This is a genomic window from Microbispora sp. H10670 (genome assembly GCF_014161385.1).
Lineage (GTDB): Bacteria > Actinomycetota > Actinomycetes > Streptosporangiales > Streptosporangiaceae > Microbispora > Microbispora triticiradicis.
Genome location: NZ_JABBWW010000002.1, coordinates 162,173 through 180,431, shown reverse-complemented (window position 1 = coordinate 180,431; position 18,259 = coordinate 162,173). Strand labels below are relative to the sequence as shown.

Here is an 18,259-nt window from a genome sequence, read left to right as displayed (position 1 = left end):
CGGGGACTGAACGGCCGGCGGTCCGCCGGTCGGCCCCCGTCGGTCAGCGTTGGGTGCGGCGGCTCAGCGCGTACGCCAGGTTGACGGCGACGATCCCGCCCCAGGCGAGCAGGAGCCCCGGCCCGTGCGCGGTGCCCGCCGCGATCCCGGTCAGCGGGATGCCGATGCCGAGCGAGCCCAGGGCCACGCCCACCGCGCTGTCCTTCGGGCGCCTCCCGGGAAGCGGCTGGTGCCCGATCTGCGCGGCGACCTCGTTCCGCACCCGCGCGGCGATCTCCACGTCGAGCTTGTCGAGGAACGAGTCGACGAGCGCGTCCTCGTACTCCGGGCCGAGGTCCCGGCGGGCCGCGATGACGGCGCGCAGGTCCTCCCGGGTCGTCTGCGTCCCCGCCTGCGGCGGCGGCCTGTAGCCCTGCCCGGCGGCGGGCGGTTGCGATGCGATCTCCGGCACCATGACATTCTGGCCCATACTCGCGAGCCCTGCCATCCTCCGAACGGAGGGTCCGCACCTCCTGCCGGGGACGGAGCCGATACGGTCACCGGCATGGGAGTCGCGCTGGAGATCGAGACCCCGCACGGCCCCGCGCTGGCCGAGGTGGAGGAGGCCCCCGGCGCCCGGCTGCTGCTGGTGCTCACGCACGGGTCCGGCGGCGGGGTGGACGCCCCCGACCTGCTCGCCGTACGGGACGCCGTGCTGCCGGCGGGGGTGACGGTCGCACGGGTGGTCCAGCCGTTCCGGCTGCGCGGCGCCCGGGCGCCGGGATCGGCCGTCAAACAGGACGAGGCGTGGCTGGCCGTCGTCGCCGCGCTGCGGGCCCGTCACCCGGGCCTGCCGCTCGTCCAGGGCGGACGGAGCAACGGCGCACGGGTCGCCTGCCGTACGGCACATGAGGCGGGGGCCGGGGCGGTGGTGGCGCTCGCCTTCCCGCTGCATCCGCCGGGGAAACCTGATCGGTCGCGGGCGGACGAGCTGCGGCAGGCCGGGACCCCCGTGCTCGTGGTCAGCGGGGATCGGGATCCGTTCGGCGTGCCGGACGAGAAGGACGCCGCACGTCTCGTGGTCCTCCCGGGGGAGGGGCACGAGTTCAGGAAGAACCCCGCCCGGGTGGGCGAGGAGGTGGCGCGGTGGCTGCTGCCGTGGCTGCTGGAGCAGGAGGAGCAGGAGGCCTAGGCCGCGCTGATGGCCATGTCGGTGGGGCGGTGCGGAGCGATGACGCCGCCGTCCGGCAACAGCTCGCCGGTGTCCTCGAACAGCACGACGCCGTTGCAGAGCAGGCTCCAGCCCTGCTCGGGGTGGCAGGCTACCGTTCGGGCGGCTTCTCGGTCCTTCGCGTCCGCGGTGGGACAGGCCGGTTCATGAGGGCACATCGCCGGGGCTCCCCGTGTTCTTTATCGTTCGTCTTACGTTCGTGATGTTCCGCCGGGTGTCCGCCGCGCCGTATGACGTACGACACATCGGACTACTCCAGTCTGCGGTTCGGCCCCATCCGCATGACATAGTCCGTTCGGGGCATTTCCGCCGGTCGGGCTGGGGACCCGACCACACCCCCCGAGCGGCCTCACACACACTGATGTGACCTAGTACACAAGAATGCCCCATTCGAGATAACGCTCCAACCTCGACACGCCGACCATCGGGTAACCGGGAGGCCACAGCTCCGGTGTCAGCCCCCGTGCCGGACGCCGAGACCGCTGATCAGCGCGTCGAGGCCGTGCTCGAAGTCGCGCTCGCCCTCGGCGGTGCGCGCGTCGCGCACGGTCGCGTCCGGGTCGGCCCACCCCGACCGCTGGACCTCCACCGCGACGCTGCCGAACACGTACGCCCGCAGCGCCCGCACCGCCGCCTCCGGGTCGTGCGCGCCCGCCTCGCCCAGTTGCTCGGTCTGCTCCCTGATCGCGATCAGGGCCGAGCCCTTCGGCGGCTTGGTGAGGGCCAGCGACAGCACGCCGGGGTGTTCGAGCAGCGCGGCGCGGCTCGCCCGGGCCCAGGCGCGGGCCCTGTCCGGCCAGCCCGGCGCCTCGGCCGGGTCGACGCGTACGGTCGTCACGTGCTCGGCGAGGGCGTCCATCAGCGCCTCCTTGCCCCGGGGCAGGTGGTGGTAGATGGCCATCGCCTCCACCTGGAGGGCGTCGCCGAGCCGGCGCATGGTCAGCCGGCGCAGGCCCTGGCCGTCGGCGATGTGCAGGGCGGCGTCGATGATCCGTTCCCGGGACAGCGGCACGGGTGGTCGCTTGGCAGGCATGGCGATCATGCTGCCACAGCTCTCCTTACTTCGTAAAGGGCGGCGCACCCTGCGGTACGAGGCCTCGCGCGGACCGCGTACGCTACCGAGTGCATGACGTGACTGCACACGTTGGATACCTAAGGGGTCGACGATGGCGTTTTTCCGTCCGCGGGTGAGCCGGGAGGCGGAGGTCCGCTACCACGCGGATCTGGAGATCCGGCGGAACTTCGGCGACGTGCTGGAGAAGGTCCGGGTGGCGCAGCGGCGGTTCCAGGAGGCGAAGGCGGCCGGGGCGCCGCTGCCCGTGCTCCGCGAGGCGGCCCTGGGCCTGGACACCGCGCTGACCGAGGCGCTGCGCGCCGCCGAGGCGGGGCAGCGCGCCACCTTCGGGGTGAAGTCCTACGACAGCAGGATCGCGCGGCGCAAGGGACGGGCGACGCCCGACGGCGCGCTGTGGACCGACGAGGTGAACCGCCTGCGCACGATGCGCGAGGCGCACCGGCTCAGCGGCATCCCCCGGGTGCCCCGCGCCGCCCGGACGGGCGACCCCGCCCGCCTGACCCCGCGGGACGTGCGCGGGGGCCTCGCCTCCGCTCGCGGCTGACCGCCCGCTCCTGAGAAAGCCGTACGGCCCGCACCCCCGAGGGGCGCGGGCCGTACGAGTAACCTGATCAGCCGGCCGGAATCTCAGCTGGCCCGAATTCTCAGCTGGCCCAGTCCAGCAGGGGCCGGGTGTTGCTCGGGTGGCGCAGCTTGGACAGCGACTCCTTCTCCAGCTGGCGGATCCGCTCCCGGGTCAGGCCCAGGTGCTTGCCGATCTCGTCCAGCGTGTGGGGCTTGCCGTCGGCCAGGCCGAACCGCAGGCTCATGATCTTGGCCTCACGCGGCGACAGGTTGCCGAGCACGCCCTTGAGCTGCTCGGCCAGCAGCTGCCGGTCGACCACCTCGGACGCCTCGGGCGAGTCGACGTCCTCGATCAGGTCGCCGATGCGGGTCTCGCCGTCCTCGCCGATGGTCGAGTCGAGGCTGATCGGCTGCCGGCTGGTGCGCAGCAGCTCCTCGATCTGGTCGGGCGTCTTGTCCAGCTCGGCGGCGAGCTCCTCCGGGGTGGGCTCCCGGCCCAGCCGCTGGTGCATGTCACGCTCCACGCGGGACAGCTTCGAGAGCATCTCCAGCACGTGGACGGGCAGCCGGATGGTGCGGGCCGAGTCGGCGAAGCCGCGCTGGATGGCCTGCCGGATCCACCACATGGCGTACGTGGAGAACTTGTAGCCCTTGGTGTAGTCGAACTTCTCGACCGCGCGGATCAGGCCGAGGTTGCCCTCCTGCACCACGTCGAGCAGGGCCATGCCCCGGTCGGTGTACTTCTTGGCCACCGAGACCACCAGCCGGAGGTTGGCCTCCAGCATGTGGTCCTTGGCCCTGCGGCCGTCCTCGATGGCCCACTCCAGGTCCTCGCGGACGTGCGCGGGCAGGTGGTCGCCGCTCTCCAGGGCCGTCTCCAGCTTGTACTCGGCGTACAGCCCGGCCTCGATGCGCTTGGCCAGCTCCACCTCCTGGGCGGCGGTGAGCAGCGTGCGGCGGCCGATCGACTTCAGGTAGGTGTGCACCGAGTCGCCCATGACCGAGGAGGTGTCGTCGAGGTCGAGCGGCTCGTTGTCCGCCGCCTCGGCCTCCGCCTCGGCGCCGGTGACCTCCTCGTCGAAGGGCTCCTCGGCGGCGGTGCCGGCCGTGGTGTCGGCCGCGCTCGCCTTGGCCGTCCGCTTCTTCGCGGCGCCGGCGCGGGCGGGTGCGTCCCCGGCGGCCTGCGCCGCGGCCTGGGCGGCCCGGCGCGACTTCCTGGCGGGCGCCTTGCCCGGCGCCTCTCCGGAGGTCTGCGTGGACGTCCGCGCGCCGGCGGCGAGACCCGGCTCGTTCTCCGCGGCCAGGTTCACGCCCGCCTCGGTGAGCTCGCGGAGAATGGAGCGGCCCTCCACGGGGCTCACGCCGGCCTCTGCGAAGGCCTCGCGCAGCTCCGACAGGGAAAGGCGGCCCTGTGCACGGCCGCGCTCCAGGAGCCGGTCGAGCGTCGTCGGGGTCACCTCGCGCTCGTGCGAGTTCGCCACGGCGGTCCGGGGCATGAAGACACCTCCTCCTTGCGGAGTTCATGATCGATTCGGGGTTTCAAATGCTTGTGATCGGGGCGCGGCGTCCGGCGGCTCAGCGCACCAGTATCAATAACGCTCTCGTGCCCGGTTTGTTCCCAGACCCCGTAGGGCAGGTCTTCCGATTCGGCGTGCGGGCCGTTTCCTCAGTCGTTGGGCGTGACGATGTTGATGCTGAGCTCGGGCACCGGCATCGGGCTCGCGTCCTCCAGACGCTCCGGCGTCCAGTAGCCACCGACCTGTTCCGGGTCGTCGGTGAGGACCCTGGACACCACGGAGGGGTCCTGGGGATCTTCGGTGGGGGTGGGGCCGAGCTTGGCGGCGGGGGCGTTCTGCACGACCTTGTCCAGCCGGGCGGCGAACGCGGCGGCGGTCACGGAGGCTCCGCCCAGGATGACGAGGCTCACGAGGACGGCGGAGGCCATCATCTTGTGGGCCGGTGTGAGCCGGATCGGTCCCATGCGGCGTCCCCCTTCCCCTGCTCTCGGTCGACGCCCCTGCTCTTATGACGCACGAAGGTCAGTCACGGTTCCGGTTTCTGAGAGCGACCATATCCGGTTTGCCGTTCGGCAGCAGGGGAATCCGGGGCACCAGCTCGACCTCGCGTGGCGCGGCGTAGGCGGGCAGCCGCTCCTTTGCGAAGGCCCGCAGGTCGTCCAGCCCGACCTTCAGCCCGGTCCTCCCGGCCACCACCGCCACCACGATTTCGCCCCACTCGGGGTCGGGCCTGCCCACCACGACCACGTCCCGTACGGCCGGGTGCCCGGAGAGGACCTCGGCGACCGCGCCGGCCACGACCTTCCGGCCACCAGTGTTGATCACATCGTCGGCGCGGCCCAGCACCGTGAGCCGCCCGTCCTCGACGGAGCCGAGGTCGGAGGTGACGAACCAGCCGCCGTCGAGATGTGGCTCGTCGCGGAGACGGTAGCCCGACAGCAGCACCGGGCCGGCGATCCGCACCCGTCCGTCGCCGCCGATCGCGACGTCCACGCCGTCCAGCGGCACGCCGTCGTACACGCACCCGCCGCTCGTCTCGCTCATGCCGTACGTCGTGACGATCCGGGCGCCGGCGGCGCGGGCCTCGGCCAGCAGGCCGGAGGGGGCGGCGGCCCCGCCGAGCAGGATCGTGCGGAAGGCCGCGACGTCCGCCCCGGAGTCGAGCATCCGCCGCAGTTGCGTGGGGACGAGGGAGACGTGGTCCGCGCCGCTCGCGGCCACCGCGGCGGGGGAGAAGCGCGGGTGGACGATCGGCTCGGCGCCGCACAGCAGCGACCGGACGAGCACCTGGGCCCCCGAGATGTGCGAGGGCGGCAGGCAGCACAGCCAGCGGTCGCCCTCCCCGGCCCCGAGCCGGGCCAGCGAGGCGCGGGCCGACGCGAACAGCGCGTCCGCCGTCAGCTCGACGCCCTTGGGCGCGCCGGTGGAGCCGGACGTCGCGATGATCAGCGCCGCGTCCGACGGCACGCCGTCCGGCTCACGCCGTACGCCGTCGGGGGTCACCACGTGGGTGGGGCGCATCGCGGCGAGCGCCGCCTCCAGCGCGGGCCGCGGCAGATCGGGGGAGAGCGGCAGCACGGCCGGCCCGTCGCCGGTCAGGGCCCGCCGCACCGCGTCGTACAGGGCGGGACCGGCCGGCAGGACGAGGGCGTGAACCGGGCGATGTCCTGGACGGCTGAGCACGGTCGTAAGGTTAGTCCCGGCGCGGTGGCGGGAGGCGACCGCCTGCTGGTGACGACGTACCGGTGACGACGAAGGAGCGGGTGTGACGAGCGGGGTCGACTGGAAGCGGTCGGGCGAGTACGAGGACATCTTCTACGAGACCGCGGAGGGGATGGCGAAGATCACTATCAACCGCCCCGAGCGGCGCAACGCCTTCCGGCCGACGACTCTGTTCGAGCTCCGCGACGCCTTCAACCGGGCGCAGGAGGACACCGAGGTCGGTGTGATCATCTTCACCGGCGCCGGCGACCAGGCGTTCTGCTCGGGCGGCGACCAGAAGATCCGCGGCGACGACGGCTACGTGGACGACAAGACCCACGGCGTCGGGCGGCTCAACGTGCTGGACCTGCAGGTGCAGATCCGGCGCTGCCCCAAGCCGGTCATCGCGATGGTGGCGGGCTACGCCATCGGCGGCGGCCACGTCCTGCACGTGTGCTGCGACCTGACGATCGCCGCCGACAACGCGAGGTTCGGCCAGACCGGCCCGAAGGTCGGCTCGTTCGACGGCGGGTACGGCTCCTGGCTGCTGGCCGAGACCGTGGGCCTGAAGCGGGCCCGCGAGATCTGGTACCTGTGCCGGCAGTACGACGCCGAGACCGCCCTCCAGTGGGGCCTGGTCAACGCCGTCGTCCCTCTGGAGCGGCTGGAGGAGGAGACCGTCCAGTGGGCCCGCGAGCTGCTGGAGAAGTCTCCCCTCGCGCTCCGCATGCTGAAGGGCGCGCTCAACGCGGTGACCGACGGCGCGGCCGGCATGCAGCAGTTCGCCGGCGACGCCACGCTCCTCTACTACATGAGCGAGGAGGCCCAGGAGGGCCGCGACGCGTTCAAGGAGAAGCGCAAGCCCGACTTCGGGAAGTTCCCCCGCCGGCCATAGGGCGTGGTGTGACGGGGTTTGCCCCGTTGTGTCGTACGCTGACGGCTTCGGGAACGGGAGGAGACGGGCGGTTGGACACGAACCGGGCCGGCCGGGGCGTTCGGGAGGCGCGGCGGTGAACCCGGCGACCGCCCTCGCGACCGTGCTGATCGACGAACTGGTGCGCTGCGGGGTCACCGACGTGGTGCTCGCCCCCGGCTCCCGGTCCGCGCCGCTGGCGCTCGCCGCGCACGCCGACTCGCGGGTGCGGCTGCACGTCCGCGTCGACGAGCGCTCGGCCTCCTTCGTCGCGCTCGGCCTGGCCAAGCGGTCCGAGCGGCCGGTGGCGCTGGTCTGCACCTCGGGCACGGCGGCGGCGAACTTCCACCCCGCCGTCATCGAGGCGTCCGAGTCCGGCGTGCCGCTGCTCGTGCTGACCGCCGACCGCCCGCCCGAACTGCGCGGCACCGGCGCGAACCAGACGATCGACCAGATCAAGCTGTACGGATCGGCGGTGCGCTGGTTCGCCGAGGTCGGCGTCCCCGAGGACCGCCCCGGCCAGGTGGCCTACTGGCGGTCGCTGGTGTGCCGGGCCTGCCAGCGGGCCGCCGGGCCGCCCGACCCCGGGCCGGTCCACCTCAACGTGGCGTTCCGCGAGCCGCTGATCCCCGACGGCGACGCGTCGTGGTGCGAGTCCCTCGACGGGGACGCCTCCGGCTCGTGGTTCCGGGCGCGGGTCGCGCCTCCGTCCGCCGCCCTGCACATCCCGCCGACCCGGCGCGGCGTGCTGGTCGTCGGCGACGGCGCGGCCAACGTCCGGCGCTACGTCGCCGCCGCGGGCATGGCGGGCTGGCCGGTGCTGTCGGAGCCCAACGGCGGCGGCCGGTACGGCGACCACGCCGTCTCGGCCTACCACTTCCTGCTGGGCGACCAGGAGTTCGCCGACGCCCACCGGCCGGACGTGGTGGTCACCCTCGGCCGCCCGGGGCTGTCGCGCCCGCTGCTGTCGTGGCTGCGGCGGGCCGAGGAGCACATCGTGGTGGCCCCCGACCTCACCCGCTGGCCCGACCCGACCCGGTCGGCCACCCAGGTCGCGCAGGCCGTGGAGATCCCGATCGCCGCGGGCGGCGACGCCTGGCTGCGCTCCTGGCGGCACGCCGACCACGTGGCCCGCGAGGCGATCGACGCCGTGCTCGACTCCTCCGGGCTGACCGAGCCGCGGCTGGCCAGGGACCTCGCCGAGGTGCTGCCCAACGGGTCGCTGCTGTTCTGCGGGTCGTCCATGCCGATCAGGGACCTCGACCAGGCCATGCGGCCCCGCAGGGGACTGCGGCTGATGGCCAACCGGGGCGCCTCGGGCATCGACGGCCTGGTCTCCACCGCCGTCGGGGCCGCGCTCGCCCACAACGGCCCGGCGTACGCGCTGATCGGCGACCTCACGCTGCTGCACGACCAGAACGGACTGATCCTCGGCCCGCGCGAACCCCGGCCCGACCTGTGCCTGGTGGTGGTGAACAACGACGGCGGCGGGATCTTCTCGCTGCTGCCGCAGGCCGCGCTGGAGGATCCGTTCGAACGGGTCTTCGGCACGCCGCACGGGGTGGACCTCGGCTACCTGGCCGCCGCGAGCGGCCTGCCGTACACGGTGGTGCAGGAGACGGAGGAGCTGTCCAAGGCCCTCAAGGGGGACGGCCTGCGCCTGGTGGAGGCGCGGACCGACCGGGCGCGCAACGCCGCCGTCCACGTCGCGATGCGCGAGGCCGTACGCGCGGCGATGCGCGACTGATCATCCTCCGGTCGCACACGACACGGTCTTCTCTGGTCCTCACGGCGGATGCCGCATCGGCAAGGCGGCGGCAGAATGGGGGAAGCTTTCCGCACTGAGGAGTGAGATGCACGTCGACGAGTGGCTGCAGACCATACCGTCCGTCTGGGTCTATGTGCTCGTGGGCGTCATCATCGGGCTGGAGAGCCTGGGCATTCCGCTGCCCGGGGAGATCGTGCTGGTCAGCGCCGCGCTGCTGTCGTCGCGAGGGGTCGTCGACCCGGTGGTCCTCGGGTTGTGCGCGAGCGGCGGGGCCATCGTGGGCGACTCGATCGGCTACGTGATCGGCCGCAAGGGCGGGCGGCCGCTGTTCGACCGGCTGGGGCGGCGCTTCCCCAAGCACTTCGGCCCGGCGCACATCGCCAAGGCCGAGGAGGTCTTCAACCGCCACGGCATGTGGGCGGTGTTCTTCGGCCGGTTCGTCGCGCTGCTGCGCATCCTCGCCGGGCCACTGGCCGGCGCGCTGCACATGCCGTACTGGCGCTTCCTCGTCGCCAACGTCCTCGGCGGTGTCGCGTGGGCCGGCGGCACCACGGCCGCGATCTACTACCTGGGCGTCGTGGCCGACAAGTGGCTGAAGGGCTTCTCCTGGGTGGGGCTGGTGATCGCCCTGCTGTTCGGGCTGGGCAGCACGGTGTGGCTGAAGCGTAAGGCCGCCAAGGCGGCCCGCGAGGAGGAGCCCGTGCCGGAGACCGCCACCGCCGCCTGAGGGAGGCCGTCCCGGCTCTCCCACCTTCCGGCTTTCACCTTCCTGCTCGTTCACGTTCCGGATCTTTCACATTCCGGCGCGGACGTGACCTTCACGGGGTCTTGACCTTGCAGCGGGGGAGCGGACACTCTGCACCCGGCGCCGGCCCCGGAGCGTCTCCGGGTTCCGTCGCCTGCCGTCCGCTCCGAGGCAGAGGGTGAGCCTTGCCCCCCAGGTCATCCGCGGTCACCCGCGCCCCGGCGCCCCCGCGTGCCTCCGGGCCGCGTGCGCCGCCTCCGTCGCCGTCGTACCCGCGTCCGTGAAACGTTCAGCGCCGGCCCCCCGGCGCCCGGCGGGCCCGACGGGCCCGGGCGCCTTCGCGCCGGCATGGAGAAGGGAAGACCGTGCGACGCACTCAGGTACACGCGGCACTGGCCGCGCTGGCGGTGACCGCCGCCCTGCTGCCCGCGGCGGCCCATGCGGCCACCTCTGCGGCCTCGCCTCCGGCCGGTCCGGAGACGGCGGGGCGGCGCCCGGGGCAGGCCGCTCCGGGCGCCCTGGCGACGGCGCACACCGCCGGCCGGGTCGAGGCCGCCGGACGCTCCGTGCGGTACAGCTGGCCGGGCGTCTACTTCGAGGGCCGCTTCCGCGGCACCGGCGTGGGGATCGTGCTCGACGACACCGTCAACGACTACGACGTCCAGATCGACGGCGCCACCGTCGCCACCCTGGTCACCCCCGGCCGTACCACCCACTGGGTGAGGAACCTCCGCAACGGCGTGCACGCCGTACGGCTCGTCAAGCGCAGCGAGAGCCCGTGGGCGGTGGGCGAGTTCGGCGGGTTCGTCGCCGCGCCCGGCGGCGCGATCCTGCCCAGGCCCGCCGACCGCCGCCGGCAGATCGAGTTCATCGGCGACTCCTACACCGCCGGCTACGGCAACATGTCCGGCACCCGCGACTGCCCCGCACCGGGTCAGATCGACAGGACCACCAACGCCGACGTCAGCTTCGGCGCTCTCACCGCACGAGGGCTCGGCGCCGACTACCAGATCAACGCCTTCTCCGGGCGCGGCGTGGTGCGCAACTACAACGGGATCGAGCCGGGCACCGACTACCGCACCTACTACGACCGGGCCCTGATCGGCGTGCCGGGCGACGTCTGGAAGAACCCGGGCACCTGGCATCCGCAGCTGATCGTGATCGGCCTCGGCATCAACGACTTCTCCACCGCGATCAACCCCGGCGAGCCGTGGACGCCGGAGACCCTGGTCGCCGCGTACAAGAGCGCCTACCACGGGTTCATCGACAAGCTCCGGTCCCGGTACGGCAAGCAGGCGATGATCGTGGTCAGCGCCACGTACATGTCCAACACGACGGCGTTCGCCGACGCGGCGCGGCAGATCGTCCAGGACCGCAACAGGCGGGGCGACGACCGGGTCCGCTACTGGTACTACGACAACACGGACCTGGACTACGGCGGCTGCGACTGGCACCCCTCGGCCCACGACCACAAGATCATCTCTCAGCGGCTCGGCGACTTCATCGCCACCCTCCCGCTGCGCTGGTGACAACCCCCGGCACGCCGGGTGGCGGAGCGGTCCGCCACCCGGCGCCGGCTTTCCCGGACCCTCCACAGGGCGCGGGACGGCGGATGTGCTGCACTACCGGTCATGACGATCGTCCGTTCCCTGGTGTTGTTCGTCCTCGCGGCCGTCTTCGAGATCGGCGGAGCATGGCTGGTGTGGCAGGGCTGGCGCGAGCATCGGGGAGTCGCCTGGGTCGCCGCCGGGATCCTCGCCCTGGCCGCCTACGGATTCGCCGCCACGTTCCAGTCGGACGCGCACTTCGGTCGCATCCTCGCCGCGTACGGCGGGGTGTTCGTCGCCGGATCGCTGCTGTGGGGCGTCGCGTTGGACGGTTTCCGTCCGGACCGGTGGGACCTCGCCGGTGCGGCCATCTGCCTGGTCGGAGTGGCGGTCATCATGTACGCCCCGCGCGGCTGAGCGTATCTTCCGTAGCCTTACGACCCTGTGACGGCGGCAGCGGATGCCCACATGGGGACGCGCTGCGTTCCCGCCTCGTGTGACTCCAGGTAATCGTCAGGTGTGCTTGTTATATACGGAGAGTAGTGAAAGGATTAGGTCAGGTGTTCGAACTGTAGGTGCTGCGGGAGGAGGGGCAGATGGAGTCTCCGACGTTCGACGTGCCATCGCCTCGTCCTCCGGCTGATCCCTGGTGGGCCAGGATCATCGACGGCCCACCCTTCGGGTCCCCGGATCGCTCTCTGGCGTCTGAGCCCGGCGCTGAGGAATCGCATCTTCGCCCTGCTGTCCTGCCGGGCCGCCCTGTCGTCCTGCCGGGCCCCGCTGTTGAAGGCGGCGCCTCCCAGGACAGTGCGAGCGGAAACCCCACTGCCGCAGGAGGCGGCGCTTCCACCCCGCCACCGGCCGGGGACATTCCGGCGAGCCGAGTCGATGACGCCGACGGGCACGGTGACGCCGGACCCGTGAGGAGCGCGGCCGAAAGCGTCTCTGGTGGCACTCCTCATCGCGCTTCTGGCGCTGCTCACACCGGTGCGTCCGGCGGCACCTCCGACGCCGGTCGGAGCGATGCGGGCCCGGGCCGGGATGCTTCTGGTGCTGGTGGCAGCGGTGCATCGTCGTGGGTGGCGGTGGCGGCGGTTGGTGAGGCGGCGCGGGTGGTGGCGCTGGTGCCGGTGCCTGAGTCGGCGGAGGTGTGTCTGGCCGAGGCTGAGGAGTTGCTGGCGGCACGGGATCGGATCACCTCCGCGCTTGCTGCCCGGGTGGGGCGGGTGCATCGGTCCGGGGAGGCGAGGAACCATGGGTATGCCTCGACCCGGTTGTGGCTGCGCTCTGTTGGGGGGATGACGATTCCGGGTGCGGGCCGGTTGGTGACGATGGGCGTGGAGTTGGGTCGTCTGTCGCGGGTGCGTGAGCGGTTCGCTGAGGGCAGCCTGGCGGAGGGGATTGTGGAGGCGATCTGCACGGCCACTGCGGGGTTGACGGATGAGCAGGCGACGACGGCTGAGGGGATCTTGTTGGAGTTGGCGGGTTCGGCGGGGGCGGCGGAGGTGGCCAAGGCGGGGCGGTATCTGCGGGCGGTGCTGGACCCCGACGGCCACGAAAGCGATGAGCAGGCCGATTTCGACCGCCGGTTCTTCCGGGTGCGGCGGCGCAGGAACGGCGGGCTGGAGGGAGAGTTCTACCTCCCGGTCGAAGCCGCCGCGCGGTTGCAGCAAATGCTCGACGTCTACGCCAAGCCCAAGGCCGAGGGCGACGACCGCACCTCGAGCGTGCGGAACGCGGATGCTGTCATCGCGTTCCTGGAGAACAAGATCGCGACTGAGCTTCTGGTGCTGGTCACCGCCGAATCCCTCCCCGACGATCCCCCAGCCGGCGAACCCTCACGCGACCCTATAGCCGATCCCTCGGGCGACCACCCCACCAGCGGCTCCTCAGACAGCGACCCCTCTGCCGATCACCTCACCAGCGACCCGGTAGACACCGACCCGAGCGACGGCCCTGGTCCCGCCCCTTCGGGCACCGGCCCTTCAGACTCGGACCTCTCAGACCCAGCCCCGAGCGATGACCCTGGCCCTGAGCCCGGCTTAGGCGACGACCCCATTCCCGGCCCTGACGCCTGCGCCGCTGCGGAAGGCGGTGCCTGGCGGGGAGGCAGCGCCCGGCTGGGAGGAGACGCCCTGGCGGGACGCGGGGCCTGGTCGGGAGGCAGCACCTGGCGGGGTGGCGGTGTCTGGGCGGGGGTGGGGGTGAACAGTCCGCCGCCGGGGGTGTGGTTGCGGGGGTTGCCGGGGTTGATCCTGGCGACCGGGCAGCTGCTGCCTGTTGCCAGCGTGCACCGGCTGGCCCGCACCAGCACCCTGGTGCGGATCGTGATGGACGCCGGTGGGCAGGTGCTGGACATGGGCCGCAAGGTCCGCCTGGCCACCCCGGCGCAGCGGCGGGCGGTCTTCGCCCGGTATGCGACCTGCTGGGTGGACGGCTGCCCGCTGCCGGCCACGATGTGCCAGATCGACCACGCCGAGGACTGGTGCAGTGGCGGGCTGACCGACCTCAAGCTGCTGGGGCCGGCGTGCCAGTTCCACAACCGCGACCGCTACCGCCACCCCGCCCGCTACACCCGCCGCAAGATCGGAGACGACCGCTGGGCCTTCACCTACCGCAACCTCCGCACCACCCGGAGACGCGAATGAGACACCAACGCGAATGAGACACCGAGCGGACTACTACCGGGCTCACGGCTGGGTCTGTGTGAGCAGGAAGATCGGTGTTGGACCGCCCACGTATAACCGCTCACGTATATACGTCAGTCGACGCTCACGACTTCAGGTGCGGGCGGGTTTGGTGACTCCGAACCACAGCTGCAAGGCTGCCTGGAGTGCTTCGATCTCCGTGGGGTTGGGCCGGGGCGACGCAGTTACCCAGGCCACATAGCCATCCGGTCGAAGGAGCAGGGCGGTGGGTGCGGGGATGCGAGAGCGCGCCGTGACGACATCGACTTCGTCGTGCCGCAGGGCGAGGGTCTCTGCTAGCGATGCCTCTTCGGTCAGGTCGAGCAGCAGAGGGCGTGCGTTTCTGGTGAGCTCGGCCAGCCGGACCGGTCCGGTCGGGGTGTGCAGGTCCATGTCCGGGGCGAACCGGCCGGTCAGCGGGTGTGCGTCGTGTTCGCCCATGTCGTAGCGGACGTCTGCGCCGGCGAGGAGGCCGGCGAGGCGCTGTACGGTGCTTTGGTCGCGGAGCAGCTCGGTGAACACCTCACGCAGTCCGGTGACATCGCTGCCGGGGGCTATCAGGGCCGCTTGCGCCTGCGCGTTCAGCACCATGCGCTGGGCGGCCGATCGTCGCTCCGTCTCATAGCTGTCCAGCAGCCCGGGCGGGGCGCTTCCCCGGATCTCGGCGGCGAGCTTCCAGCCGAGATTGACCGCGTCCTGCAGGCCGAGGTTGAGCCCTGGACCACCTCCCGTGGCGGCGTACACATGCGCGGCGTCACCGATCAGGAACACCCGGCCGTCGGCGAACCGTTCGGCGATGCGGGTGTTGCCGCCGGTCAGTCGGCGCAGCACGTGCGGCCCCGGGCCGTCGGGCGGATCGAGCGGCACGTCGACGCCGAGCACGCGGCGGATGCTCACCCGCAGCTCCTCCAGGCTCATGGGAGCGTCGGTCGCGGGCCTGTCCCATTCAGTGGTGCTGATCAGCGGTGGGTGGCCAGGCATCGGTGCGTAGGAGAACCCGCCGTGTTCGGTGCGGTGGGGCAGAAACGGCAGAATGTCGCCGTAGCCGGGCACGTTCAGCGCGCCGGTCGCGGGATCGACCCATTCCGCCGGGACCGTCGCGTGCGCTGAGCAGACGGTCATCCGGTCGTAGGTGATGCCGGGGAACGCGATGCCGGAGAGCTTGCGCGTGGTGCTGTGAGCTCCATCCGCGCCGACGAGGTACCGGGCCCGCAATTGGCCGGCCTCGCCCAGGCTCGCGAAGTCGATGGTCACCGTGTCGTCGTCCTGCGACAGGCCGACGACCTCGTGTCCCCGGCGGATCTCCACGCCCAGTTCGATGGCGCGCTCCTCCAGGACCTGCACGAGGCGTCGCTGCGGCACCGGCAGGGCATAAACCGGGCTGTCCTGCAGCAGGCTCAGGTCCAGGCCCAATGCGCCGAACATGAAGTATCCGGAGTTCGGCTGCGGAGGTTGTGGGCTACCAGAAAGACGTTCATGCAGCCCTCGATGGTCGAGCATTTTCACGACTTGGCCGAGCAATCCGTTCGCTTTCGGTTCTTCGCTGGGCTCGATCAGCCGCTCCAGCACGACCGGCCGGGCCCCTGCCAGGCTCAGTTCGCAGGCCAGCATCAGCCCGTTCGGGCCACCACCGACGATGACGACATCTATGGTCACGTGTTCTCCTCGGTTCGTACGGAAAGGGCGGGACGGGTGGAGCCCGAGGCGCAGGGTCGTGGGCGGTGCCGGTGTGACTCGCTTCGGGCTGCGTCCTGGCGGGTGAGGAGGCCAGGCTAGAGGAGAAATCTGCGCGCACGCAAATTTGCGCGCACGCATATAGACTATGCTGAGCCCGTGACGACGAGACGGACGGGGTTGCGCGAGCAGAAGAAGCAGGCCACCCGAGAGGCATTGCGCGCGGCGGCCCTGCGGCTGGCTCTTGAGCGTGGACCGGACAACGTGCGCGTCGATGACATCGCCGAGGCCGCCGGCGTTTCACCGAGGACGTACAACAACTACTTCTCCAGCCGAGAACAGGCGATCGTCGCCGCCGTCACCAGCGAACGAGAGGCACGAGTCGCGGCGGCGGTGGCCGACCGGCCCGGCGGCGTCGGCCTCGCCGACGCCGTCGTCGAGGCCATCGTGGATCAGTACACCGCCTCGGACGCGCCCGGCCAGGACGCGCTGCTGCTGATCACCACCCGCCCCGCGCTGCGCGACGCATTCATCGACACCGTCACCGCGATCGAACATCCCCTCACCGAAGCCATCGCCGGGCGTCTCGGCGATGGCGACCCGCACATCGCACGGGTGCTCGCGGCGAGCGTGGCCGCCGCAGTCCGCGTGGCGCTCGAGCAGTGGCTGCAGACGGCTTTCTCGTCCTCCACGGCCAGCGGGCTCGTCGTGCCGTCCGGCTCGCTGCCGGACCTCCTGCACGCCACGCTCGCACCCCTCAGGCCGGCACTCGACGCCGCAGAGCAACGAGCACTCCGCCAACGGCCACAGTGAAACTCCCGCCACGCGTGAAGCGTTCTCACCTTACTTCGTAAAGGGGTGCGCTCATTAGACTGACCATGTGACAACGCCGTACCGGACGATCGGAAACGTCGTCGAGCATGAGACCGAGATCCGCCGCTCGCGCTTCATCTGTGCCCTGGCTCCGGCGGCCACGGAGGAGGCGGCACGGGAGTTCGTCGCCGGGCGCAGGAGGCTGTACGCCGACGCCAGCCACAACTGCACGGCGTACGTCATCGCAGGAGGCGGAAGCGGAGGCGGGGACGGTGGCGTGCGCCGGGCGGACGACGACGGCGAGCCGGGCGGGACAGCGGGCACGCCGATGCTGGAGATGCTCACCCGGCGTGGATTCGCGGACGTGGTGGCCGTCGTCACCCGCTACTTCGGCGGGGTGCTGCTGGGCGCCGGCGGCCTGGCCCGCGCGTACGGCGGCGCCGTGGGGGAGACCCTCGACCGGGCGGAGGTCGTCGAGATGGTTCCCGCGGCGGTGGTGACCGTGTCGGTCGGCCACGCCCAGGCCGGCAGGCTGGAAAGTGATCTGCGCGCCTCGCCGTACGCGGTGCGCGGTGTCGACTACAGCGTCGGCCACGGCGCGCGGGTGGCCTTCGAGGTCGCCGTCGCCGAGGACCGGCTGCCCGCCTTCGAGGAGTGGGTCGCGGCGGTCACCGCCGGGCGGGCCGAGACCGAGCTCGGCGAGATCGTCCACCTGGCCCGCTGAAACCCTGGCCCTGAACCCCGGCCCGCTGAAGGCCCCTGTGTCACCCCTCCAGGGCGTACTGCATGACGCGGAGCTTGGCCTGCGCCTCGGCGAGTTCCGTGGCCGGGTCCGAGCCGGCCATGATGCCGCAGCCGGCGAACAGCCGGGCGTGCCTGCCGGAGATGTACGCGCAGCGCAGGGCGATGCCCCACTCGCCGTCGCCGTGCGCGTCGATCCAGCCGACCGGGCCGGAGTAGCCGCCGCGGTCCATGCCCTCCAGTTCGCGGATGAGACCGAGCGCGGTGCCGGTGGGCGTCCCGCCGACGGCGGCCGTGGGGTGCATGGCGGCCACCACGTCGAGCACCGACGCCCCGTCTGACAGCCGCCCGGTGACCCGGCTCGCCAGGTGCTGCACGTTGGGCAGCACGAGCAGTTCCGGCTCCTCGGGCACGTGCAGCGTCGAACACAGGGGAGCCAGGGCCTCCCGGACCGAGGCGACCGCGCAGGCGTGCTCGTGCCGGTCCTTCTTCGACGCGTACAGGGCGGCGGCGCGGGCGGCGTCGTCGGCCGGCCCCGACCCGCGCGGAGTGGTGCCGGCGAGGACCAGGGACTCCACCGCCTGGCCGGTGTGCCGGACCAGCAGCTCGGGCGTCGCGCCGACCAGGCCGTCCACGGAGAACGTGTAGCACTCGGGGTAGCTCCGGGCCAGCCGCCCGAGCAGTACGCGGATGTCGATGTCCCGGTCGGCGACGGCCGTGAGGTCGCGGGCGAGCACCACCTTGTCGAGGCCGCCGTCCCTGATGCGGCGTACCGCTCGCGCGACCCGGTGCTCCCACTGGGGCGCCGTCAGCGTGCCGTCGCCGTACCGGATGCGGCCGGGTTCCACCGGGGGACGGGCCAGTTCGAACGCGTTGTCGCCGATCGTGGTGAGCCAGGCGCGGCCGTCGCGCCGGGCGAGCACCACGCGGGGGACGACCAGGACGGTCCCCGGGGAGTCGGCGTCGAAGGTGAAGGAGCCGAAGGCCACCGGCCCCGAGCCCGGCATGCCGACCTCGTCCCGGATGAGCGCCCCGGCGAAGAGCGAGGAGAGCCAGCCGCGGGCCCAGTCGAAACGGCCCGGACCCGGCGGCACCATGGCGCGTGCCGCCTCGCCCCAGCCCACGAGTCCCTCGCCGTTCCTGATCCACGCGTACGGCGCGGCGCCGGGCAGGCGCGCCAGGAGATCGTCGGGGTCGCTCACCGCGACCGTGCGAACCACCAGGGGCTGGATAAGGGCGACACTCACCCGAATCACTCTACGCACGATCTGAACATGTTCGACAAGAGGCCCCCGCATGCCGCT

At 72.0% G+C, this 18,259-nt stretch carries 18 protein-coding genes; 10 read left to right on the top strand and 8 right to left on the bottom strand.

Annotation, left to right across the window (positions count from 1 at the left end; translation table 11 throughout):
- Positions 1-43: 43 nt before the first annotated feature.
- On the bottom strand, positions 44-469 hold the full coding sequence (locus HHX33_RS04495; protein ID WP_182873466.1) for a hypothetical protein: 426 nt from the start codon (positions 467-469) through the stop codon (positions 44-46).
- Between the two features lie 75 nt (positions 470-544).
- Here HHX33_RS04495 and HHX33_RS04490 point away from each other — a divergent pair, with 75 nt between their 5' ends.
- On the top strand, positions 545-1,171 hold the full coding sequence (locus HHX33_RS04490) for an alpha/beta family hydrolase (protein ID WP_182873465.1): 627 nt from the start codon (positions 545-547) through the stop codon (positions 1,169-1,171).
- Here the strand turns inward: HHX33_RS04490 and HHX33_RS04485 are convergent.
- Positions 1,168-1,368, bottom strand: a complete 201-nt coding sequence (locus tag HHX33_RS04485) for a DUF5999 family protein (protein WP_111698608.1) — start codon at positions 1,366-1,368, stop codon at positions 1,168-1,170. The two genes, HHX33_RS04490 and HHX33_RS04485, sit on opposite strands and share 4 nt — an antisense overlap.
- Before the next feature lie 296 nt (positions 1,369-1,664).
- Complete coding sequence (locus HHX33_RS04480; RefSeq protein WP_307801899.1) at positions 1,665-2,252, bottom strand: TetR/AcrR family transcriptional regulator C-terminal domain-containing protein; 588 nt, start codon at positions 2,250-2,252, stop codon at positions 1,665-1,667.
- 124 nt (positions 2,253-2,376) lie between these two features.
- On the opposite strand from HHX33_RS04480, the gene HHX33_RS04475 reads away from it, so the two are divergent.
- Complete coding sequence (locus tag HHX33_RS04475) at positions 2,377-2,829, top strand: hypothetical protein (protein WP_259402146.1); 453 nt, start codon at positions 2,377-2,379, stop codon at positions 2,827-2,829.
- A 100-nt stretch (positions 2,830-2,929) separates the two neighbouring features.
- Here HHX33_RS04475 and HHX33_RS04470 read toward each other — a convergent pair whose 3' ends face one another.
- The 3 genes from HHX33_RS04470 to HHX33_RS04460 form a co-directional block, all read right to left on the bottom strand.
- Positions 2,930-4,345, bottom strand: a complete 1,416-nt coding sequence (locus HHX33_RS04470) for an RNA polymerase sigma factor (protein ID WP_182873464.1) — start codon at positions 4,343-4,345, stop codon at positions 2,930-2,932.
- A 170-nt stretch (positions 4,346-4,515) separates the two neighbouring features.
- Entirely contained in the window at positions 4,516-4,830 is a 315-nt protein-coding gene (locus HHX33_RS04465; RefSeq protein ID WP_138460771.1) for a hypothetical protein, read from the bottom strand.
- Between the two features lie 58 nt (positions 4,831-4,888).
- Positions 4,889-6,049, bottom strand: a complete 1,161-nt coding sequence (locus HHX33_RS04460) for an AMP-binding protein (RefSeq protein WP_310741214.1) — start codon at positions 6,047-6,049, stop codon at positions 4,889-4,891.
- An 82-nt stretch (positions 6,050-6,131) separates the two neighbouring features.
- On the opposite strand from HHX33_RS04460, the gene menB reads away from it, so the two are divergent.
- The 6 genes from menB to HHX33_RS04430 all read left to right on the top strand — a co-directional run bounded on the left by menB (position 6,132) and on the right by HHX33_RS04430 (position 13,688).
- On the top strand, positions 6,132-6,962 hold the full coding sequence (menB, locus tag HHX33_RS04455; protein WP_111698600.1) for a 1,4-dihydroxy-2-naphthoyl-CoA synthase: 831 nt from the start codon (positions 6,132-6,134) through the stop codon (positions 6,960-6,962).
- Between the two features lie 115 nt (positions 6,963-7,077).
- The gene (gene menD, locus HHX33_RS04450) at positions 7,078-8,727 is read left to right on the top strand and encodes a 2-succinyl-5-enolpyruvyl-6-hydroxy-3-cyclohexene-1-carboxylic-acid synthase (RefSeq protein WP_111698597.1); all 1,650 of its coding nucleotides are present in this window, start codon (positions 7,078-7,080) and stop codon (positions 8,725-8,727) included.
- Between the two features lie 106 nt (positions 8,728-8,833).
- Entirely contained in the window at positions 8,834-9,475 is a 642-nt protein-coding gene (locus tag HHX33_RS04445) for a DedA family protein (RefSeq protein WP_182873462.1), read from the top strand.
- Positions 9,476-9,858: 383 nt separating this feature from the next.
- Positions 9,859-11,022, top strand: a complete 1,164-nt coding sequence (locus HHX33_RS04440; protein ID WP_220501488.1) for an SGNH/GDSL hydrolase family protein — start codon at positions 9,859-9,861, stop codon at positions 11,020-11,022.
- 102 nt (positions 11,023-11,124) lie between these two features.
- Positions 11,125-11,457, top strand: coding sequence for a YnfA family protein (locus HHX33_RS04435; RefSeq protein ID WP_182873461.1), 333 nt, complete (start codon positions 11,125-11,127; stop codon positions 11,455-11,457).
- A 179-nt stretch (positions 11,458-11,636) separates the two neighbouring features.
- The gene (locus HHX33_RS04430; RefSeq protein WP_259402145.1) at positions 11,637-13,688 is read left to right on the top strand and encodes a DUF222 domain-containing protein; all 2,052 of its coding nucleotides are present in this window, start codon (positions 11,637-11,639) and stop codon (positions 13,686-13,688) included.
- A gap of 132 nt (positions 13,689-13,820) precedes the next feature.
- Here HHX33_RS04430 and HHX33_RS04425 read toward each other — a convergent pair whose 3' ends face one another.
- Positions 13,821-15,383, bottom strand: a complete 1,563-nt coding sequence (locus HHX33_RS04425) for an FAD-dependent oxidoreductase (RefSeq protein ID WP_182873459.1) — start codon at positions 15,381-15,383, stop codon at positions 13,821-13,823.
- Between the two features lie 177 nt (positions 15,384-15,560).
- Here HHX33_RS04425 and HHX33_RS04420 point away from each other — a divergent pair, with 177 nt between their 5' ends.
- Both HHX33_RS04420 and HHX33_RS04415 read left to right on the top strand, forming a co-directional pair.
- Positions 15,561-16,214 carry a TetR/AcrR family transcriptional regulator gene (locus HHX33_RS04420; RefSeq protein WP_182873458.1) on the top strand — a complete coding sequence of 218 codons (654 nt, stop codon included), beginning with the start codon at positions 15,561-15,563 and terminating at the stop codon, positions 16,212-16,214.
- Positions 16,215-16,281: 67 nt separating this feature from the next.
- Positions 16,282-16,938 carry an IMPACT family protein gene (locus HHX33_RS04415; RefSeq protein WP_182873457.1) on the top strand — a complete coding sequence of 219 codons (657 nt, stop codon included), beginning with the start codon at positions 16,282-16,284 and terminating at the stop codon, positions 16,936-16,938.
- Between the two features lie 40 nt (positions 16,939-16,978).
- Here the strand turns inward: HHX33_RS04415 and HHX33_RS04410 are convergent, their stop codons facing one another.
- Complete coding sequence (locus HHX33_RS04410) at positions 16,979-18,208, bottom strand: isochorismate synthase (RefSeq protein ID WP_310741230.1); 1,230 nt, start codon at positions 18,206-18,208, stop codon at positions 16,979-16,981.
- Positions 18,209-18,259 lie beyond the last annotated feature (51 nt).

Coding starts and splice junctions, on each gene's coding strand:
- HHX33_RS04445 (WP_182873462.1), top strand. CDS start 8,834: ATGCACGTCGACGAGTGGCTGCAGACCATACCGTCCGTCTGGGTCTAT.
- HHX33_RS04495 (WP_182873466.1), bottom strand. CDS start 469: ATGGGCCAGAATGTCATGGTGCCGGAGATCGCATCGCAACCGCCCGCC.
- HHX33_RS04480 (WP_307801899.1), bottom strand. CDS start 2,252: ATGATCGCCATGCCTGCCAAGCGACCACCCGTGCCGCTGTCCCGGGAA.
- HHX33_RS04485 (WP_111698608.1), bottom strand. CDS start 1,368: ATGTGCCCTCATGAACCGGCCTGTCCCACCGCGGACGCGAAGGACCGA.
- HHX33_RS04475 (WP_259402146.1), top strand. CDS start 2,377: ATGGCGTTTTTCCGTCCGCGGGTGAGCCGGGAGGCGGAGGTCCGCTAC.
- HHX33_RS04435 (WP_182873461.1), top strand. CDS start 11,125: ATGACGATCGTCCGTTCCCTGGTGTTGTTCGTCCTCGCGGCCGTCTTC.
- HHX33_RS04470 (WP_182873464.1), bottom strand. CDS start 4,345: ATGCCCCGGACCGCCGTGGCGAACTCGCACGAGCGCGAGGTGACCCCG.
- HHX33_RS04430 (WP_259402145.1), top strand. CDS start 11,637: ATGGAGTCTCCGACGTTCGACGTGCCATCGCCTCGTCCTCCGGCTGAT.
- HHX33_RS04490 (WP_182873465.1), top strand. CDS start 545: ATGGGAGTCGCGCTGGAGATCGAGACCCCGCACGGCCCCGCGCTGGCC.
- HHX33_RS04465 (WP_138460771.1), bottom strand. CDS start 4,830: ATGGGACCGATCCGGCTCACACCGGCCCACAAGATGATGGCCTCCGCC.